The sequence below is a fragment of the Terriglobus sp. TAA 43 genome (assembly GCF_000800015.1).
GTDB lineage: Bacteria > Acidobacteriota > Terriglobia > Terriglobales > Acidobacteriaceae > Terriglobus.
The window spans coordinates 462,226-477,882 of the sequence record NZ_JUGR01000001.1 but is presented as its reverse complement, the minus strand read 5'-3'; the positions used below and the strand labels follow the sequence as shown (position 1 = coordinate 477,882).

At 56.8% G+C, this 15,657-nt stretch carries 11 protein-coding genes and 2 tRNA genes; 9 read left to right on the top strand and 4 right to left on the bottom strand.

Annotated features, from left to right (window positions below):
* Position 1: 1 nt before the first annotated feature.
* Complete coding sequence (locus M504_RS01925; protein ID WP_047487321.1) at positions 2-3,100, top strand: efflux RND transporter permease subunit; 3,099 nt, start codon at positions 2-4, stop codon at positions 3,098-3,100.
* Between the two features lie 625 nt (positions 3,101-3,725).
* Here the strand turns inward: M504_RS01925 and M504_RS01920 are convergent.
* Positions 3,726-3,813 (bottom strand) — tRNA-Ser (locus M504_RS01920).
* Between the two features lie 135 nt (positions 3,814-3,948).
* On the opposite strand from M504_RS01920, the gene M504_RS01915 reads away from it, so the two are divergent.
* A complete protein-coding gene (locus M504_RS01915) occupies positions 3,949-5,193 on the top strand; it encodes a VCBS repeat-containing protein (RefSeq protein ID WP_052200775.1) in 1,245 nt (414 codons plus the stop codon).
* On the opposite strand, the gene M504_RS21030 is transcribed toward M504_RS01915, so the two are convergent.
* Complete coding sequence (locus tag M504_RS21030; protein ID WP_052200217.1) at positions 5,190-8,060, bottom strand: serine/threonine-protein kinase; 2,871 nt, start codon at positions 8,058-8,060, stop codon at positions 5,190-5,192. The genes M504_RS01915 and M504_RS21030 overlap by 4 nt on opposite strands.
* A gap of 183 nt (positions 8,061-8,243) precedes the next feature.
* On the opposite strand from M504_RS21030, the gene M504_RS01905 reads away from it, so the two are divergent.
* The 4 genes from M504_RS01905 (at position 8,244) to M504_RS01890 (ending at position 10,174) form a co-directional block, all read left to right on the top strand.
* The gene (locus tag M504_RS01905) at positions 8,244-8,975 is read left to right on the top strand and encodes an HAD family hydrolase (RefSeq protein WP_047487317.1); all 732 of its coding nucleotides are present in this window, start codon (positions 8,244-8,246) and stop codon (positions 8,973-8,975) included.
* A gap of 72 nt (positions 8,976-9,047) precedes the next feature.
* Positions 9,048-9,132, top strand: a tRNA-Leu gene (locus tag M504_RS01900).
* 45 nt (positions 9,133-9,177) lie between these two features.
* Positions 9,178-9,474, top strand: coding sequence for a preprotein translocase subunit SecG (gene secG / locus M504_RS01895; protein ID WP_047487313.1), 297 nt, complete (start codon positions 9,178-9,180; stop codon positions 9,472-9,474).
* Between the two features lie 73 nt (positions 9,475-9,547).
* On the top strand, positions 9,548-10,174 hold the full coding sequence (locus tag M504_RS01890; protein WP_047493086.1) for an MBL fold metallo-hydrolase: 627 nt from the start codon (positions 9,548-9,550) through the stop codon (positions 10,172-10,174).
* A 71-nt stretch (positions 10,175-10,245) separates the two neighbouring features.
* Here the strand turns inward: M504_RS01890 and M504_RS01885 are convergent, their stop codons facing one another.
* Positions 10,246-10,875: a YdcF family protein gene (locus M504_RS01885; RefSeq protein ID WP_047487308.1), complete on the bottom strand. Its 630-nt coding sequence runs from the start codon at positions 10,873-10,875 to the stop codon at positions 10,246-10,248.
* A gap of 47 nt (positions 10,876-10,922) precedes the next feature.
* Positions 10,923-12,956 carry a CCA tRNA nucleotidyltransferase gene (locus tag M504_RS01880; RefSeq protein ID WP_047487306.1) on the bottom strand — a complete coding sequence of 678 codons (2,034 nt, stop codon included), beginning with the start codon at positions 12,954-12,956 and terminating at the stop codon, positions 10,923-10,925.
* A 232-nt stretch (positions 12,957-13,188) separates the two neighbouring features.
* Here M504_RS01880 and M504_RS01875 point away from each other — a divergent pair, with 232 nt between their 5' ends.
* Genes M504_RS01875 through M504_RS01865 form a run of 3 tightly spaced genes read left to right on the top strand, consistent with a single transcriptional unit; the run spans position 13,189 to position 15,641 of the window.
* A complete protein-coding gene (locus M504_RS01875) occupies positions 13,189-13,731 on the top strand; it encodes a hypothetical protein (RefSeq protein ID WP_047487300.1) in 543 nt (180 codons plus the stop codon).
* Positions 13,732-13,748: 17 nt separating this feature from the next.
* Entirely contained in the window at positions 13,749-14,762 is a 1,014-nt protein-coding gene (lpxD, locus tag M504_RS01870; RefSeq protein ID WP_047487298.1) for a UDP-3-O-(3-hydroxymyristoyl)glucosamine N-acyltransferase, read from the top strand.
* Between the two features lie 48 nt (positions 14,763-14,810).
* Positions 14,811-15,641 carry a response regulator gene (locus tag M504_RS01865; protein WP_047487295.1) on the top strand — a complete coding sequence of 277 codons (831 nt, stop codon included), beginning with the start codon at positions 14,811-14,813 and terminating at the stop codon, positions 15,639-15,641.
* The last annotated feature ends 16 nt before the right edge of the window (positions 15,642-15,657 follow it).

Sequence of the window (15,657 nt, the reverse complement as noted above, 5' to 3'; positions counted from 1 at the left end):
GATGTCTGCTCTCATTCGCATTCTTCTGCGCATGCGCGCGCTGGTTCTGATTGTGCTGGCATGCATGCTGGTCGCAGGAACCTTTGGCGCCATGCAGCTTGACGTTGAGGCGTATCCCGACCCCTCTCCACCGCTGGTTGAAATCATCACGCAGAATCCTGCGTGGTCCGCCGAGGAGATGGAACAGCAGGTTACCGCACCTGTTGAGACCGCGCTGTACGGCGTGCAACATCTCGACGGAATCCGTTCTATCTCCATCTTTGGCCTCTCCGATGTGAAGCTGTACTTCACCTTTACGAGCGACTATTTTCACGACAAGCAGGAAGTGCTGGATCGCCTGCAACTGTTGCAGCTTCCCAATGGCTTGCAGCCGCAACTTTCGCCTTGGTCACCCATTGGTGAAATCTATCGCTATCAACTGACCGGCCCCTACACGTTGTATGACCTCACGGCTACGCAGGACTGGCTCGTGACGCGTGAGATGAAGCAGGTTCCCGGCATCATCGACGTCACCACCTTCGGCGGCGATGTCAAGCAGTACCAGATTGAAGCCGATCCTCAGAAGCTGCTGGCTCACGGTGTAACGTTGCCGCAGGTTACGGCTGCGGTGCAGAACTCCAACGCCAACGCAGGTGGCAACTACATCTCACTCGGCGAACAGAGTGTCAATGTACGCGCTGTTGGTCAGTTGCACACGGTGGACGACATCAAGCAGGTTGTCGTCGCCAGCAATCGCGGTGTACCTGTTCTTGTTGGCGATGTTGCAGATGTGAAGATCGGTTCGCAGCAGCGCATGGGCAAGATCGGTCGCAACCATGATCCGGATGCGGTGGAAGGCATCGTTCTGCTCAACAAGAACGAAGAGTCAATCCCTGCACTGGAAGCACTCAAGGTCAAGATTCACGATCTGAATCATGGGCTGCTACCACCGGGCATGCACATCGACACCATCAGCGATCGAACCAACCTGATCGATCGGACCGAACACACGGTGAAGCACGTTATCATCACCGGTCTCGTGCTGGTGACGTTAATCCTGCTGTTCATGCTCGGCGATGTACGCACCACTATCATCGCCGCGGCGACGATTCCCTTCGCCGTGTTATTCGCGTTTTCGATGATGGCCATGACAGGCCATTCCGCGAACCTGATCTCCATCGGCGCGATCGACTTCGGCATCCTAGTCGACGCTTCCATCGTGGTACTGGAAAACATCCATCGCAAACTATCGCGACGATTGCCGGAAGACGATCTCGCTACCCTCATCATCGAAGGCGTTCAGGAAGCATCTCGTCCTGTTCTCTTCTCCACTGTCATCATCCTGGTGGCGTTCATTCCGCTGTTCACCATGGAAGGTGTGCCGGGTAAGATCTTCGCGCCCATGTCGGTCACGTACGGCTTTGCGCTCATTGGCGCGTTGCTATTCGGCCTGGTCTTTGCTCCGGTGCTTGCAATGGTGCTGGCTCCGAAGGGGCCACCCCCGGCACGTCCGGAAGAAGACGATGCACATGCGGGTGAAGGTACATGGCTGTCGAACTTCTTTCGTCACCACTACAACCGCATCTTCACGCTCACGCTACGGCGATCGAAATTCGTGTGGGGAGTCGCGCTCATCGCTCTCATCATTTCGGGTTTCATCTTTGTCTACGGAGTTGGCGGCGAATTTATGCCTCCACTTGAAGAAGGCAACCTGTGGGTACGTGCAACGTTGCCGCAGGATGTCTCTTTTGATGTGGCTTCCACTACGGTCGACAGTCTTCGTGAAGACTTCCAGCGTTTTCCTGAAGTGAAACAGGTAGTCTCGCAACTTGGCCGTCCAAACGATGGAACAGACGTCACCACCTTCAACAACCTGGAATTCCTCGTTGACCTGAAGGACGAAAGCACCTGGCCTGCGGATGTACACGGCAGCAAGGAGAAGTTGATTGAGCAGATGCAACACGCGCTCAGCAAGTATCCCGGTGTCGTGTTCGGCTTCTCTCAGCAGATTCAGGACAACGTGGAAGAAGCGATGTCCGGCGTGAAGGGCGAGAACTCACTGAAGATCTTCGGTGATGATCTCGACCAACTCTCAAAGCAGGCCGTCGCCGTCCAAAACGTGATGGAAAAGGTGCAGGGTGTGCAGGACGTTGGCATCTTCAAGGTCGATGGCCAGCCGTCGTTGGTCATTCGCGTGGATCGTGCGAAGGCAGCACGCTACAACATCGCCCCTGCTGATGTGAACGCCGCAGTGCAGGCTGCGGTGGGAGGGTCGGCCGTTACGCAATTGATCGAAGGTGATCGTCGCTTCGATATCACAGTTCGTTATCCCAAAAGCTATCGCGATAATCCCGACTCAGTAGGCAAGATTCTTCTGCCCGCCGGTGATGGATCTTCCGTGCCGCTCAGCGAGGTCGCGGACATTGGCGTGCGTCAAGGCAGCTTCCAGATCTTCCGTGAAGCAGGCCGTCGCTACATCCCCATCAAGTTCAGCGTTCGCGGACGCGATCTTGCTGCAACCATCACCGATCTGCAAGCGCAGTTGAAACAGAAGATTCAGCTACCCAACGGCTATACCTATGCCTGGGCCGGTGAATTCGACTCGTTGAAGAAGGAACAGAAGCGCCTGTCTGTGATCATCCCGATCAGCTTGCTGGCCATTCTGATCCTTCTATATACGCAGTTCAACACGTGGCTGGATGCGGTGATCGTGCTGGCGACTCTTCCTTTCGCGGCCATTGGAGGCATTCTGGCGTTGCTCATCACACACACATCGTTTTCCATCTCGGCAGCGGTTGGCTTTACTTCGCTGACCGGTGTGGCAACGCTGGGCGCGGTGGTCTTCCTGTCCGGCATCCGTCGGGCGCAGAAGCGTCATGGTGCACGTCATGGCCTTCGTGAAGGTTGTCTCGATGAAATGCGGCCAGTTCTGATGGCATGCATGTCGGCTGGCCTCGGTCTTCTGCCTGCTGCCATCAGCAACGGCATTGGAGCACAAGCACAACAACCATTGGCGCGTGTGGTGGTGGGTGGCATGATCACCACCGTGTTCTCCATCCTGTGCCTTACCCCACTGATGGCTCGTAGGCTTCCAAAGAACTTCGAAGAAGAGACCGTCTAGTCGTTTCGCCCGGTAGGAGGGACTTACACCTGCTACCGGGCGATTACTCTCAGCACCTACATCATTTCGCACCGAATCACGCTTGATGAGGCTAAGAGGTCCCTTTCGAGGGGCCTCTTATTTTGTGGTGCATCGTTGGGAATAGATCTCTCGATTAAGCGGCGGCAGTTACTCCGCCAGTCAGTGAGTTCCTCGCCACGCGACCGAAAGAGACATCCAGACCAACCTGCTCCTGGGACCTCTGTAGTCGCGTTCCAAATCGTGAAATATCTTCCTCCATCGATGCACAAGTCCACTCTCTGAAGTAAAAGAAATTGCGAACCAGATGAGAAGAAAGAAGAGCGCAAAGAATAGATAGTCGCCTGTGGTGAAGTCCATTTGTGAAGCCTCACCTTATGTTGAATCAATCCGGAGATGCATCGCGACGGGCCTGATATCGCTCGCGATATCGGGTGCGAGGAAAATCATAGTGCTGGTGCGATAGCAGTGCAGGCGCCGCTCATAGGCATTAGTGGCGCTCTATCAAAGGGCTGGAACACGCAGCAGCGTTCATCAGGCGACCACAGACACTGAAAAGCCCCGTAAAGCGCATCTTTAGCTGCTTTACGGGGCTTCCAAAAATCTATGGCGGAGAGACAGGGATTCGAACCCTGGATACCTTGCGGTATACACGCTTTCCAAGCGTGCGCCTTAAGCCACTCGGCCATCTCTCCGCTTCTTGGCTATCGTAACACGCAGAGGCCTGTGGCTGCTGGTTCATCGCAATGTGCCTGCAGCTGCCATCTCCCATACCGAAACCGGTAGAATGGCCGCGCATTGCATTCTCACGAATTGAAGGCACTCTGTTTATGCGCTGGCCAGCTCCCACTTCCCTTGCTGCAATCGTCTCAGTCGTTGCCTTACTTGGCGCCAGCCGCCCTGCGGACATCGCTTTTCGCGTGCAGATGATTGATCCGGGCTACGGTGAAACAGTCACGGTTGCAGACATCAATCGCGACGGCAAGCTGGACATTGTGTCAGGAGAACATTGGTTTGAAGCGCCCGGATGGACAAAGCATCCCTTGCGCGCCATCAACTACTCCAGTGGCTACATCGACAACTTTGCAGACCTCGCGATGGATGTGGACGGTGACGGCTGGACCGACATCATTCAATTCAGTTATTTCGCGCACAATATCGTCTGGTTGAAGAATCCCGGCAAAGCGGGTGGGGAGTGGAAGGCAAGCGAGATCGATAACAGTGGTCCCACGGAGTTCGCCTTCCTCGTTGATCTGGATAACGACGGAAAAGCAAACGAACTGCTGCCAGAGTTCGACCGCCCGAGTGTACCTGCAGCATGGTTTGAACATCGTGATGGCAAGTGGATCAAGCATGTTGTCGCCCCGCAAAGCTATGGCCACGGCATCGGTGTAGGCGATATGAATGGCGATGGCCGCAACGACATCCTCACGCCCAAGGGTTGGCTGGAAGCACCGGCCGACGTTCGCGCGGAAGGCTATTGGAAGTTTCACCCCACCGATTGGGGATGGAAGTACATTCCTCCTTCGGGAACACCCGCGGATGAAGTGAAGCTATCCGCAGCAGCGCAACGGGGTGGCGCGCAATTTGGCTACATGTACTTGTTAGACATCAATGGCGATGGTCGCAAAGATCTGTTGACCGGCATGGCACACGATTACGGTCTGGCTTGGTACGAACAAACGGCAGACGGCCATTTTGTTCAGCATGTGATTGATAGTTCGTGGTCGCAGGCGCACGCATCACAACTGGTTGATATGAACGGCGACGGGCAGCCCGACCTCGTGATTGGAAAGCGCTATTTCGCACACAACGGCGGCGATCCCGGTGAGCGAGAGCCGGTCGGGATCTACTGGTATGAATGGGGGAAGGTGTCTCCAGCAACGGCACAGAATGGCGGCGTGGAATGGGTTCGCCACATTGTTGATTACGGTGGCCGCATGGGCGGTGGCGTTCAAACAGTAGCCGTGGACATCGACGGCGACGGCGATATCGACGTGGTCAGCGCAAACAAATCTGGATTGTTTCTTGCGGAGAATCTCACCAAGTCACCCACGAAAGGTGGTCGCCGCTAATTCGATCCGCGAAGCAGCGGCTCAGATGGATCGGCATCCTTCCAGAGGTTCTTCAAATCATCTTCAGCGCGACTCGCATTGGGATCATCTCCCATTGTGCGATAAGAAGTCGCCAGGCCCGCTTGTGCCACGGGATACGCCAGTGTTCCGGTAAGCAGCGCCTCGCCTCGCCGTGTAAGAGCAGCTTTGAAATCGCCAATGGCCAGTACCTGCTGGCCAAGCTTCAAATACGATTCGCCACGAAGCAACACGGCCACAGTAGATTGAGCACTGGTCTTGTCCTCTTGCAGCAGGTTCAATGCGCCTTGCGGATCTCCCGTGCTCCATAACACTGCGGCTTGGATCAACGTCTTCTGCGCAGCGTCCGCGGGAAGACTGTCGGTTGCGGAATGCTTACACCATGCCTTCGCAAGGCCAGCATAGAATTTCGTGGTGTCCCCGGCTTCGGCGATAGACGGCAATTCATTGTGACAATGTCCTGCCATCGCTTCCATCGCGTCCAGCCGCGCATGCAAGAGCGCGGCCGACGAGACAACCTGAGGCTGTGCGCTTAAGCGCGTGAACGCGGCTGTGCCAAAACTATGCGCTTCTGCCAGGCGCCCGCGGTCACCCAGGTACGTCAGGTAGTACCAGTAATCGCTGAAGCTATTGGACGCCGCTGTAACTGCTGCCCATTGCGTTTCCGCGGCTTGATCGTTTCTAAGATATGCCGCGAGCAATGCAAGCCCCGGCGAAGCAGCGTTTAAGCTTGCGGCTCTGCCCTGCTCTTTCTGCGCCGATTCGTAGTGAGCCTGAGCAATCATTGCCTCTGTAGCCACTGAGACGGCGATGCGTCCCGCGGGATCGAGTTGAACGGCAGTTGTTCCTATGCTTTCGGCCTCCGCCGTACGTCCCGCTGCGAGGAGAGAACGCGCCATTGCAACGTGCGCCTCTGGCTGCAGGCTACACAGGTTGCTCCAGGCTTGTGCTGCTTCCATCGCTGCAGACGCGGCGTCTGTCGTTTCGTAAGCGATGCGGCTTTGCTGGCAAGGGCTTCCCTTGGTTGCGGCAGCTTTCAACGCAGTCGCAGCACGAAGACGTTCTACCTGAGCACCTGATTCACGCAGTGTTTCCACAAGTGCGAGTCGCGCAGGCACAAAAGATGGGTCGTCAGCCAGGGCGCGAGTGAGCTCGTCAATCGCGTTCGTTATCTGTCCAGCACGGAGATACGCCATCCCCTTCGCATACAGGCTTAAGGCATTGAGTGAATTCGTGGCCTCGTTGGCCAAAGGAACAGTATTCGCGGATGCCTGATCAGGGCTCTCACCAAGATGCGTTCGCAAGGCCACAGCAAGGCGGCTCAGCGCATTCGGAATCTCCACAGCGGAAGAGGCATCAACGTCTTCTGCCGCAAGCTCGCCCTTGTCCGACGTCCGCAGTATCTGCGCATGAATGTGATAGCTGTTGCCATCACGCGAGACGCTCCCAGTCAGATAAGCATCTGCACCACTTCGCCGCGCTATCTCCTGGGCATCCGGTTCATTCGAATTCAGCGGAGGCGCATATCCGGTCACGTGCAGCGATGGCATCTCGCGCAGCAGAATCTGCATGGCAATCGCAGGAACATCTTGCAGAAGGTTATCGCCGGTATTGTTATCAAACTGCGTGACCTGCAATCCCGTACTAATCACGCCCTGACCACCAACCGCACTGCCTCGCTGGCGAAGATATAGAAAGGCACCCACCGCCGCAAGAACCAGTGCCACGACCGTGGCAGGAATCCACCAGCGTATGCCGCCGGCTGCAACCTCGCGCTCAAACGACGAGGGCGAATGAATCACCGGGCCCCGCGCCACACCTCTAACTGCGGAATCCCTCGGAGTAGAACGCATCGCGGACGTACGAGTGCCCGAGGGAGCGTGTCCATGCACACTTCTCGCTGTCGGGTCAGAGACAGACACAGGCTCACGCGATACACGTGTCGCGCGAACATGCGAGGAGCTCGAAGGGTGCGCGTTGCTGACCGTGGAAGAGCCTGAAGGCCCTTTCAGCTTTCGTAATTCCTCAAGCAACGCATTCGCAGATGGAGTACGATTCTCGCGTTTCTTCTGCAGAAGACGCTGAATGATCGAGTCCATCCCCGTCGACAACTCCGTGTTCACCTTGCGGGGTGGAATGGGCTCAGAACCCAAAAGTTCTGCGAACACAACGGCGCTGGTAGCTCCGCGAAACGGAACATCACCGGTCGCCAATTCATATAGCACCGCTCCCAATGAGAACAGGTCCGAGCGTGGATCCAGATCTTCCCCGCGCGCCTGTTCGGGAGACATATATTCCACCGTCCCTACGGTCGCACCAGTACGCGTCAAGCCTGACGGCCCAAGAAGGATGCGGTCATGCTCCACTTTCGCCAGGCCGAAATCCAACACCTTCAGTTGAACTTCACCATCCGGGCCGTCCACCAGGAAGAGGTTTGCTGGCTTAATGTCGCGATGAACAATGCCCTTCGCATGCGCTGCGGCAAGTGCCTGCGCTGCCTGCATGGCAATGGAGATGAGTTCGTCTTCTAAAACCGGAACGCCATCGTGCAAGCGATCCTTGATCGACTCACCGTGTAATAGCTCCATCACCAGGTACGGATCACCGTCCTGTTCCCCGATGTCGAAGATGGTGGAGATGTTCGGATGATTCAGCGAGGAAACGGCGCGGGCCTCACGCAGAAAACGATCGCGGGCGCCTGCCATCTCCAGGTTCCGATGCAGCACCTTGATGGCAACGTCGCGCTCCAGACGGCGATCCCGAGCGCGATACACCGCTCCCATGCCACCAGAGCCAATCTGTTCAAGTACGACGTAGGGCCCGTACTGTCGTGGGCCGAGACCCTCCATCTGATTCCCTTTCCCCATTGGAATGCGAATCGGAAAGTATCACTGGAAGTTGGAGCCTCCGCAATACTTATCCCCTAGCCCACGGGCCAATCATATACTGTAGGCAGCGTCGCAACTGCCTGCTGCAATGGCAATTTCCACCCCAAAGTCCCTCGCCTTTGTGTGAGGCGAAATCGACCGTACATGAACTCTTTCGATCCCTCAGCTCCCACTCCCTCACTATCGCCGCAGGTCCTCATGATCGATGCGGACGACACATTGTGGGAGAACAATATCTACTTCGAACGCGCCATCGAACAGTTCATCCGTATCGTGGATCACGCAGAGTTGAACGATGCAGAAGTACGTTCAGCCTTCGATGCGCTGGAAGCCTCTCGTGTTCACACGCATGGTTATGGCACGCGCGCATTCCACCACTCACTGCTGGTCAGCTACGAACATCTCACGGGCTCGTCCTGCACCCACGAGATTGCAGCCCAGCTTGAATACTGCGCAGAGAGCATCCGCTCCGCAAATCTCACCTTGCTGGACGGCGTAAAGGAAACACTACCCCGTCTCTCCGAAAGACACACTGTCATCCTGGTCACAAAAGGTGACCAGGATGAGCAGCACGGGAAGTTACTGCGCTCAGGATTGGCCGATCACTTTCATCACGTAGAAGTGCTGCACGAAAAGCACACCGAAGCTTATGAAATTCTGCTGCAACGCTACGATTGCGACCCGGCCCATTCCTGGATGATTGGTAACAGTCCACGCAGCGATACCAACCCCGCCCTTGCTGCCGGTATGCACGCCGTTTACCTTCCCCATCCCAGCACCTGGGTGCTGGAACGCGAACCCATCAGCAGCCCAAAGGCAGGACGACGCCTGCTGCAACTAGCGAACTTTCGTGAGCTTTTGCACCATTTTGGGTGAAGCCATTTCTCTGCTATACTTCGTTCTGGATGGCGCACACGCCGGACGCACAGTAAGTCCTGTGTAACCGATGCGGAGGTGGCGAAATTGGCAGACGCACTAGCTTGAGGTGCTAGCGGGTAATTCCATACGGGTTCAAGTCCCGTCTTCCGCACCACTCCACACTTTTCTAGAAAGAACAGCCTGAACGGCAACACACCTGATGACATTCCTTGTAGCAGCTCTCATCGTTCTTCATGTGCTCGTTTGCCTATTCCTCATTGGCGTTGTCCTTATTCAGCAGGGCAAGAGCGCCGATCTGGCAGGGGCTTTCGGCGGAGCTGGATCACAGACAGCTTTCGGACCCCGCGGCGCAGCAAACTTGTTGACCCGTCTGACCACTTGGTCCGCTGTTCTGTTTATGCTCACGTCCATCAGCCTGACGGTTCTGATGTCGCGCTCCAACGATCGCTCGGTACTGTCCGGCATCAAGACGCAGCAGACGACACCGAAAAAGTAATTTCAGGGCATTTGATTTTTGAAAGGGTGTGAGCACTGCTCGCACCCTTTTCTCATTGCTTCAGGAGGACTTCATGCAGCGCGAAACCTTCCCCGTCGCACCACTTGGCTGCAACTGCTCCATCCTCTTCGACTCTGCGACGTCCGATGCTACAGTCGTTGATCCAGGCTCAGACATTCTTCGCATCGTCGGCTTCCTCGCCGCCCGCAATCTTAAACTCCGCCAGATCGTAGTCACGCACGGCCATCTGGATCACATCGCTGGGGCAAAGCTGTTATCAGAGCAAACCAGAGCTCCGGTCGTTTTCCATCCCGCGGACATCTTCCAGCTTTCGTGGATGGAGCAGCAGGCTGCGTGGATGGGCGTTCCTGTTCCCAAGACTGCACCGCCTGACATCGAAGCGGTGGAAGGCATGAAGCTACAGGTCGGTTCAGAGACTGGAGAAGTACTCCATACGCCGGGACACACAGAAGGTAGCATCTCACTGTACTTCCCGCAGAGCAGCTTGCTGCTGGCTGGAGATACTCTCTTCCGCGAAGGTATCGGCCGCACGGACTTACCCGGTGGAGACGACAAACATATCATCACGTCCATTCGCGAAAAGCTGCTGCTACTCCCTGAGACAACTCGCGTTATTGCGGGGCATGGTTCAGAAACCACGATTGCACACGAAATTCAACGCAACCCGTTTCTTCGTTAAATCAATGTTTTAGATCGATATCTGCAAGCGCAGCTTCAACTAGACAGAGTGCTGTTTACTGCAATGGTTCCTCATGCCTGCGGCAGATACTTCCGCGATCCGAAGCCGTGAAGACGAAGCTTTACCGTCCCGAGAGCTTCATGCCAGCGGTACTGGATGCGCTTTTGCCAGGAATACTCAGGTGGCCAGAGCGACGCGTGCGTCTGCCAGGAAAAGGCAAGTGGCCCGCTATAACGCTGCAGGATAAGTGATGTACGCGGTAGATGGTAGGCAGAGCTAATTACCTCTGCGGAGGTCCAGCCCTTCTGCTGCATGATTGCGCGGCTATACCAGATGTTTTGGATCGTGTCCTGGGCTTTGTCCTCGGCAATTACAGCGTTCGCAGGCACGCCTTCGCGTTCTGCCAGGTCTGCCATGACCTGCGCTTCGACGAAGTGATTGTGCGCAGGACCACCACTCATGATGATGTTGGGGGCTACGCCAGCGCGGTACTCTCGAACGGCTTCTTCCACGCGTTCCCGCATCTCCGGATCAGGAGAGCCATCTGCCTGCGCAGGGTGCCCCAGAACGATCAACGTGTCAAAGTGGGCAGCGTTCGTATTGTGATTGGGAATCGTCTCGTAAGAAACGACTGGAACAAGAACATACAAAAGAGCGGCACAAACCACAATACCCAGAAGCCAGAGAGAAAGGCGGCGCATAGGCAAACCCTAGCATGCGCCGCCCTTTTCTGTTGAGTTTCTTTCGGTTACCGGTGCGACTTCTTCGCAGGAGCCTTCTTTGCTGGTTTAGCAGCCACCTTCTTTGCGGGAAGTGCCTTTTTCGCAGGTGCCTTTGCAGCCTTAGCCGGTGCCGCTTTCTTGACCACTTTGGCAGGGGCCTTCTTGGCTACGACGACTTTCTTTGCAACAGCTTTGACCGGCTTCGCTGCTACCGCCTTCTTGACAGGTTTGGTGGGAGCTTTCTTCGCCGGTGCAGCCTTCTTTACGGGCTTAGCCGCGACTTTCTTGACCGGCTTTGCCGCGACCGTCTTCTTCACGGGCGCTGCCGATGCTTTCTTCGCAGGAGCGACCGGCTTGGCGGCTACCTTCTTCGCGGGGGCAGCGGCTTTTACCGGCGCAACGGCCTTCACCGGTGCCGCCTTCTTCGCGGGAACAACAGGCTTCACGATTGCTACAGGTTTCGCTGCGGGAACCGTCTTCGCAGGTGCCGGTGCGGGAGCTTTCTTTTCCGCAATGACCTTTGCCGCCTTCTTCTCTTTTGCACCCTTTGCCGGAAGTGGAGCCACCTTTTCAATCGGCTCTTCTTTGGTTGGCTCAGGGCCACGGTCCGGACCAGTGAGGTCGCCCTCTTCGGTCAACCCTGTCTCCAAGCCAGCCAGCTCTTCTTCCGCGGCAACGGTCAGAGTGCCTTCAAAGTCCGCATCGACTTCGACTACCTTCTTCTTTCCGCGGCCCTTGGGCTCTTTGCGTGCACGTGCACGACGAAGGTTCGGTGGCGGAGGAGGTGCTGGCGGCGAATACGGTTCCAGGAACGCCTTCATCTCTTCCGGAGTAGCAAGCCGCCCATCCATCAGCTCGAAGAAAAGCTTATCCAGCAGTTCGTTGTATCCCGGAAGATCCGGAGTAATTCGCATCTCCGTTAGCAACTGGTACGGAATGCGCTGGCGAGCGGTCGGCGACTCGGTAAGGAACGTCTTCAGGCGAGCCTGCACTGGCGCGCTCTTGCTGCCAAAGTACGTGGCCAGAACCAGGTCTGGCTCGCTCGCATGCAGCAACTTCCAGGCAGCGGACGGTGCAGCGGCTTCTTTCGCCGTGAGTTTCGTAGCAAAATCCTTCACGCGTGCGTCCAGCGACTCAATTTCGCGTACGAATCCCTGCCGAGCGAGCAAGTGCTTCAAGGAAGAGACTTCACCAGCAGACATTTTGCCGGTTACCAGAGGGAAGGCAATGGCAGCAATATGACCAAGAACGCCCTGAATCTGCAACTCGCCCTGACGGGTATAGAGATCTGTGAGGGCCGCAATGTTTGCCTTTGCCGACTGCCACGCCGGGAAGAGGTACTGCATCCACCCTTCGGCTTCCAGAGCGCGAAGCACGCGTACAGGGTCTTCTTCATGGAAGAGTTCTTCCAGCTCGTAGCCTTTGTTCCAGGCGCTCAGAGCGGAAATGTAGCCCTCTTCCTTGGCGGTCTCGTAGCGCTGGCGGGTCTTCTCTTCCAACTGCCAACCCAGCCGCGACATCAATCGAACCGCACGGATCAACCGCGAAGGCTCCTCGATGAAGCCGTAGTTGCTGACAAGACGTAGCTCCCGGTTTTCAATGTCCGCCACGCCATTCAGCGGGTCCATCAACAGGCCGTAGGATCCCTCGTTCAACGAAATCGCCATCGCATTCGCGGTAAAGTCGCGGCTGCGGAGGTCGTCGATAAGGCTTCCCGGCTCGTATTTCGGCTTGCCTGGCTTAGGCCAGGAAACGGTGTTGGCTGAACTCAGTTCCAGCCGGACTCCGCCTGAATAGGTCAGAAAAAGCTGGTGTGCGGGCGCGTTCTCGCCCACGATCTCGAACCCAGCGGCCCCTAAGCCTTTTCGAATGCGAGACAAATCGCCCTGAATGGTCAGGTCGATATCCCGGACAGAGGCGCCCGCGGTTAGATCGCGGACAGCTCCGCCCGTGAGGAAAATAGTGGCATCGCTCTCGCGGGCAATCGTGCGGAGTGCACCGATGGCCTTCTGCTGCGCATGCGAAAGGCGGTTTTCCAGCAGATAGATATAATCAGCCATGTACCGTTCCAGTCTCCAAAGCGCCGGTTAAAAATGCCGTGCGCGTTGCCGGTAAACAGCGCCAATTCAGCATGTTAGGCGGCGCTGAAAAGCTCAGCACAAAATGTGAGTTTAGCATGCTGCTGTCGCCCTGAATACCCCTTTGCACACATTTTGTTGCGGACTACACCCTATAACGCCACAATAGCTTCGACTAGTAACGATAAGCTGCTCGAGTCCGAATGGGAGAGTAATGGCGGGATCGCAGAAAAAGGTCGTTCTTCGCCGCTTCTCCCCCGGCTTGCTGTGGGGCTATCTGCCGCCCGGCGGATTCGCTCATGCAGGTTTTCTGGACCTGCTGGACCTCAGCGGCAGGATACAAAGCATCCCCCTCGCCGACGTAAAGTATGCCGCTTTTGTCCGCGACTTCAACACCAACGACAGTTCCAGCCCCGAACGCCTCTTACGGAAGACATTTCTTGCGCGGCCCAGGACGGAAGGGCTATGGCTCCGGCTAACGCTGCGTGATGGCGATCGTATCGAGGGACTGGCTCCGCTGGACCTGACACTGGCGGACGGTTGGGTCGAGGACGTCGGAGTTCAGCTCACTCCCCCGGACATCCGAGGCAACACGCAGCGGCTTTACATCCCCCGCGCGGCCATCGATCAGATGGAAATTCTGGCAGTTGTGACAACTCCTTCGAAGCGGAAGGCCTTCGCCCCGATTCCGGCGGAAGAGACGCAACAACCCGACCTATTCAGCATGCCTTTGCCCCCTGACTCGCGCACCAACTAGCGAGTAACATTGACGGCATGAAGCTAGCGGAAATTGCGCAACGGTTGGGCGCCGAATTGGTGGGCGGCGATGGTGATATTGAGATCACAGGAGTCGCCGGTATTGAACATGCCGGTGCCTCGGAAATTACCTTCATTGCCAATCCGAAGTACTCCGCCCAGGCAAAGACCACCAAGGCGGCCGCCATTCTCGTCGAGCCGGACTTCCCCGCTTTGGATGGAACCCCGACGCTTCGTATCAAAAACTGTTACCGGGCCTTCGCCCAAACCATCACCTACTTCTATCACCCGCCAAAGTACGCACCCGGTGTCCATGCCACGGCGGTCGTTGATCCCTCTGCGAAGGTCGGTGCAGACGCTCATATTGGTGCTTATGTCGTGATTGGCCCGAATGTGACGATCGGCTCGAGTGCTGTCGTTCTTCCCCATACTGTGATTTACGCCGGAGCTACCATTGGCGATCGATTTTTTGCCCATGCACACGCGGTTGTCCGCGAATTCTGCCGCCTGGGCGACGATGTCGTTCTGCAAAATGGCGCGGTCATCGGCGCGGATGGATTTGGCTATGCCCGCGAAACTGCCGGTGGCTGGACCAAGATTGTGCAGTCTGGCGCGGCTGTTTTAGGCGATCGCGTCGAGGTGCAGGCAAATGCGTGCGTTGACCGCGCCAGCATTGGCGAAACGCGGATTGGTGACGGCAGCAAAATCGACAACCTGGTCCAGGTGGGCCACGGTTCGACCGTCGGGCAGGACACCTTACTCTGCGCCCAGGTGGGCCTTGCGGGATCGACGGAGGTAGGCAGCCGAGTCATCCTCGCCGGGCAAGTAGGCGTTGCCGGGCACTGCAAGGTGGGCGATGGAGCAGTCGCCACGGCGCAAAGCGGCATTCCAAGCGACGTGGCCGCAAACAGCGTTGTGAGCGGCTACCCGGCCATGGACAACAAGCTGTGGTTACGCTCGGTCGCGGCATTTGCCCGACTCCCCGAAATGGTGCGTGAGTTGCGTTCCCTGCGCAAGCAACATTCAGAGTAAAACGGCGGGTGACCATGCCATGCCTCCCCGCATCAGACCTGTGAGCGCATGGACGATCACAACCACACAACGGCAACTGAAACTTCGACAGCAACAGCCGTAGAAAACGGCCCGCCGGTTCGCGTTCTGCTTCTCGACGACGACCCCGCAAACCTGTTGCTGCGTGCCGCGATTCTTCGTCAGAACGGCTACGAAGTTCTCTCGGCGGGGACCATTGAGGAGGCGAATGCCTACCTTGAACAAACAGACATTGCCGTTCTGGACTATCACCTGGGACATGGGAAATTTGGCACGGCGGTCGCCGCAAAGCTTCGTCAACGACGCCCCGAAGTGCCGATTATCATCCTTTCCGCCACACTGGAACGTCGTTTCGGTGGAGTGGAAGACATGCATCTGTTGAAGGGACACAGTTCCGCAGAGGATTTGCTTTCGGCTCTTCGCGGCTTAGAGGCCAAACGTCGCGGTGCTCCTGTGGTGGTCAATGCGCGGGAGTTCTATTACAGCCGGATCGCCATGGCCATTGGCGTCGACGTTTTGGTGCAGATCCTTGATCCTGAAGGTACCTGGCATTACGTGAACGAAAGCGCTGCCGCGTACCTGGAGAAGCCGCGTGAATGGTTTCCGGGGCGCAACATGTTTGCGGAGATGAGCGACATCCTGCGTGACTGGCGTGATGTCTTGCACGCAGTCTCCACCACGCGCGAAACGTATATCGACCGAACACGCCGTGGCTTGCTGACAGAACCCCGCCTGGAAGAAGCGGCGGCCACGTGGTCGGTATTGGCATTTCCCATCATGTTGCACGACGGTGGCAGCGGTGTGGTGCTGAGCGCGCGCATTCTGGAGCGCAACAACGGCCTGCCTGTCTTCGTTGCGTAACGCCTTGCATCATCAA

Coding starts and splice junctions, on each gene's coding strand:
- M504_RS01925 (WP_047487321.1), top strand. CDS start 2: ATGTCTGCTCTCATTCGCATTCTTCTGCGCATGCGCGCGCTGGTTCTG.
- M504_RS21030 (WP_052200217.1), bottom strand. CDS start 8,060: ATGGAGGGTCTCGGCCCACGACAGTACGGGCCCTACGTCGTACTTGAA.
- M504_RS01865 (WP_047487295.1), top strand. CDS start 14,811: ATGGACGATCACAACCACACAACGGCAACTGAAACTTCGACAGCAACA.
- secG (WP_047487313.1), top strand. CDS start 9,178: ATGACATTCCTTGTAGCAGCTCTCATCGTTCTTCATGTGCTCGTTTGC.
- M504_RS01875 (WP_047487300.1), top strand. CDS start 13,189: ATGGCGGGATCGCAGAAAAAGGTCGTTCTTCGCCGCTTCTCCCCCGGC.
- M504_RS01880 (WP_047487306.1), bottom strand. CDS start 12,956: ATGGCTGATTATATCTATCTGCTGGAAAACCGCCTTTCGCATGCGCAG.
- lpxD (WP_047487298.1), top strand. CDS start 13,749: ATGAAGCTAGCGGAAATTGCGCAACGGTTGGGCGCCGAATTGGTGGGC.
- M504_RS01915 (WP_052200775.1), top strand. CDS start 3,949: ATGCGCTGGCCAGCTCCCACTTCCCTTGCTGCAATCGTCTCAGTCGTT.
- M504_RS01885 (WP_047487308.1), bottom strand. CDS start 10,875: ATGCGCCGCCTTTCTCTCTGGCTTCTGGGTATTGTGGTTTGTGCCGCT.
- M504_RS01905 (WP_047487317.1), top strand. CDS start 8,244: ATGAACTCTTTCGATCCCTCAGCTCCCACTCCCTCACTATCGCCGCAG.
- M504_RS01890 (WP_047493086.1), top strand. CDS start 9,548: ATGCAGCGCGAAACCTTCCCCGTCGCACCACTTGGCTGCAACTGCTCC.